This window comes from Micromonospora sicca, assembly GCF_003172935.1.
GTDB classification, from domain to species: domain Bacteria; phylum Actinomycetota; class Actinomycetes; order Mycobacteriales; family Micromonosporaceae; genus Micromonospora; species Micromonospora sicca.
This window is the reverse complement of record NZ_QGKS01000078.1, coordinates 1-2,753: the sequence shown is the minus strand read 5'-3', so window position 1 is coordinate 2,753 and position 2,753 is coordinate 1. Positions and strand designations below refer to the sequence as shown.

The following is a 2,753-nucleotide window of genomic DNA, read 5'->3' as shown; positions in this document are numbered from 1 at the left end:
CTACACCCGCAACCCCGAACGATTCGTCCGCGGCATCCCACAACCACCCGCCCTACCCGAGGCCGCGTGGATCAACAAGCCCGACGACGAGCCGACTCAGTCAACGAACCCCTGAACCACCCGCCCCGAAAAGGTTGACACCTTCCGTCCCGATGCCCGTCGGACCAGCACGCCGCGCGCGGAGATTCGCCTGATTGTCCGGCAGCCTCGTGTCTTTGGTGCGTCTGGCGGGTACAGCGGACCTATAAGTGCCCAGGGAGATCACAGGCCGAGCATCACTGGCGTGCCCGGGATGTCACCGGCGATCAGCGCCGCCAGCGGTGTGGCGATGTCACGGGGTGAGAACAGGTCGGTTCCGCCGTATTCGGCGATGTCTCCGTGCCGCCACCATCGCATCCCGCTGATGTGCTCGGCGGCGAGGTCGTCATCGGACAGCGCGCCGCGGGGATCAAAGCGCGTGGTGCGGACGAGGAAGTAGTCGTTGACCAACCCGTCGTAGCCGTCCCGGCCGGGAGCGGCCACCTCCTGGTGCCAGACGTGAGGCGGGTCGGCGTCAATGACAAGCCCCGTCTCCTCGTGCAGCTCCCGGCGCAGTGCCGCCAGCGGCAGTTCACCGGGCTCGATGCCGCCGCCCGGGGCCGCCCATACGACCGTTGCGCCCGTCGGTACAGCTGGATGCGGGAAGCTGAAGCGGCACAGCAGGACACGGTCATCATCGGCCAGGATGACCGCCCGGACGGCACGTCTTAGCCTCGCCGTGGCAGGCGTCTCGTTCATATACAGATGATCAGGGCGCCAGCGGCCGGGCCGCAAGCCGTCGAGCGTCGAGGCCGTCCCATGACGAGGTACTCGTTCCGCTTTCCTACGATGAAGCACTCGTGCTTTCTGACCTCCTCGCGCGTTGGTACGAGCAGGGCTACCAGGCGCTCGACTTGAAGGACCGGGCAGAGAAGCGGGTCCTTGACGACCTGTGCGCGACCTTCGAGCCTGTTATTGACCAAGTCTTCTCGGCGAACTACGCCGAGGTCGTCGCGGCGGCGCGGCAACGAATCAGAGCAGCCTGGGAGGGCTGATCGAGCCGGAGGGATGCGTGTAGGGCACGACCGCTCATCGGCACGTGCGTGCACGGGGATCGAGCCGACGCCTGCGCCGGACATCTACGGAGAGTGACGGGAGTTCCTGCGTTTCGGCGCGCCCACTCGGCGGCATGAGCGAGCGTTTGAGCCCGGCGCGGTCAAAATCGGGGGCTGTCAAATTAGTTCTTACACCCCCAAGATCGCGGTTCCCGCGCGTGGTTGTGGCATGGTGCGTTGGGTTGCGCCGCCGGGCGATGGCCTATTCGTCTGTGTGCCTGCGGTGCGGCTTAGTCTGTCCGCATGCGACGCTTCAACGACGAAGACCTCACGGGCGCGGAGTTCCGCGAGTGCGACCTGAGTAGGGCGCGGCTGGTCGGCGTGGTCATGCAGGACGTTGAGATCGACGGTTTGGTCACCAACCTGGTGGTCAACGGCGTGGAGGTGATGTCGTACGTCGAGGCGGAGCTCGACCGCCGGCACCCGGTGCGGCTGCTGATCCGTTCCGATGAACCGGCCGACCTGCGCGAGGCCTGGCGACAGCTGCGGAAGGCGTGGGCGACGACTACCGAGCGGGCCGGGTCGATGGCCGAGGGCAGCGAGGATCTCGGCGTCGACGGCGAGTGGTCGATGGTCGAGACTCTGCGTCATCTCGTCTTCGTGCACGACTCGTGGTTTCGGCGCTGCGTACTCGGGCTGACCGAGCCGTTCACGGCGATGGGACTGGCATCTCCGTTCGTGCCGGATCAGGAGGGGCTGGGGCTGGACAGGTCCGCCCGGCCGGGTCTCGACGAGGTGCTAACCGTGCGCGATCGGCAGGCGTCGGAGATTGAGGCGTGGCTGGCCGAGGTCACACCCGAGCAGCTCGCAAAGCCCGCGCCGGTGCCGGACGACGACAGATGGCCCCCGTATGCCAAGGGCCGGCGCGTGCGGCAATGCCTCGGCACTGTGCTCAACGAGGAATGGGAACACCACGGTTTCTGCGTGCGCGACCTGGACAAGCTGTCGCGTCGGGGGGCTCCGTAGGTGTGGTGATGAGGGATCTCCCGCCAAGATCCCGGCCCGAACGGCGCGTGGCCCCCGTGTTGCGATGGGTCGAACGTTCGGAGCGTCGAGTCCGCGGCTCATCAGCCCCGCGGCTCGGCGACGGTCAAAGGCGCTCGCCCGATGTCATGGGCGGATTGGCGCACGGATCTCGGCATGTCCGGGAGCTGGGCGGCCCAACTCGCCGTGACGTTCCATAGCGAGCTGATCGCGGCAGATGTGCGCACCTGACCTTGTTCAGGCGCCGACGGTATCAAGTGCGCGGGGGCTCTGCTCGAGGGGTTTCCTGAGCTGGGCTCGGACTGCCTGGCACGGTGAGCTGGTTAGGGGCATGGCCCGCTGGGTGAGTGGCCAAATTGCCGGCATTGGTCCGACTCGCGAAACAGATGGACTGCATGTCCTATGAGCCCGTGCGAGCCCACCGGATTTGGTGGCTAACGGTGATAGGTGAGTCGACCTGATTGGGCTGGCCGCTGAAGATCGTCATCCCGGAAGGTGTCAACCTTTTCGGGGCGGGTGGTTCAGGGGTTCGTTGACTGAGTCGGCTCGTCGTCGGGCTTGTTGATCCACGCGGCCTCGGGTAGGGCGGGTGGTTGTGGGATGCCGCGGACGAATCGTTCGGGGTTGCGGGTGTAG

The 2,753-nt window shown here is 66.5% G+C and carries 3 protein-coding genes; 2 read left to right on the top strand and 1 reads right to left on the bottom strand.

Annotation, left to right across the window (positions count from 1 at the left end; all coding sequences use genetic code 11):
- Positions 1-261: 261 nt before the first annotated feature.
- Positions 262-813: an NUDIX hydrolase gene (locus DKT69_RS02570; RefSeq protein ID WP_309234156.1), complete on the bottom strand. Its 552-nt coding sequence runs from the start codon at positions 811-813 to the stop codon at positions 262-264.
- 65 nt (positions 814-878) lie between these two features.
- Here DKT69_RS02570 and DKT69_RS02565 point away from each other — a divergent pair, with 65 nt between their 5' ends.
- The gene (locus tag DKT69_RS02565) at positions 879-1,073 is read left to right on the top strand and encodes a hypothetical protein (protein WP_109799997.1); all 195 of its coding nucleotides are present in this window, start codon (positions 879-881) and stop codon (positions 1,071-1,073) included.
- 303 nt (positions 1,074-1,376) lie between these two features.
- Positions 1,377-2,099 (top strand): DinB family protein, encoded by a 723-nt coding sequence (locus DKT69_RS02560; RefSeq protein WP_109799996.1) that lies wholly within the window; start codon positions 1,377-1,379, stop codon positions 2,097-2,099.
- Positions 2,100-2,753 lie beyond the last annotated feature (654 nt).

Bases quoted from the DNA above. Each gene is read 5' to 3' on its own strand.
- DKT69_RS02560 (WP_109799996.1), top strand. From the start codon at position 1,377: ATGCGACGCTTCAACGACGAAGACCTCACGGGCGCGGAGTTCCGCGAG.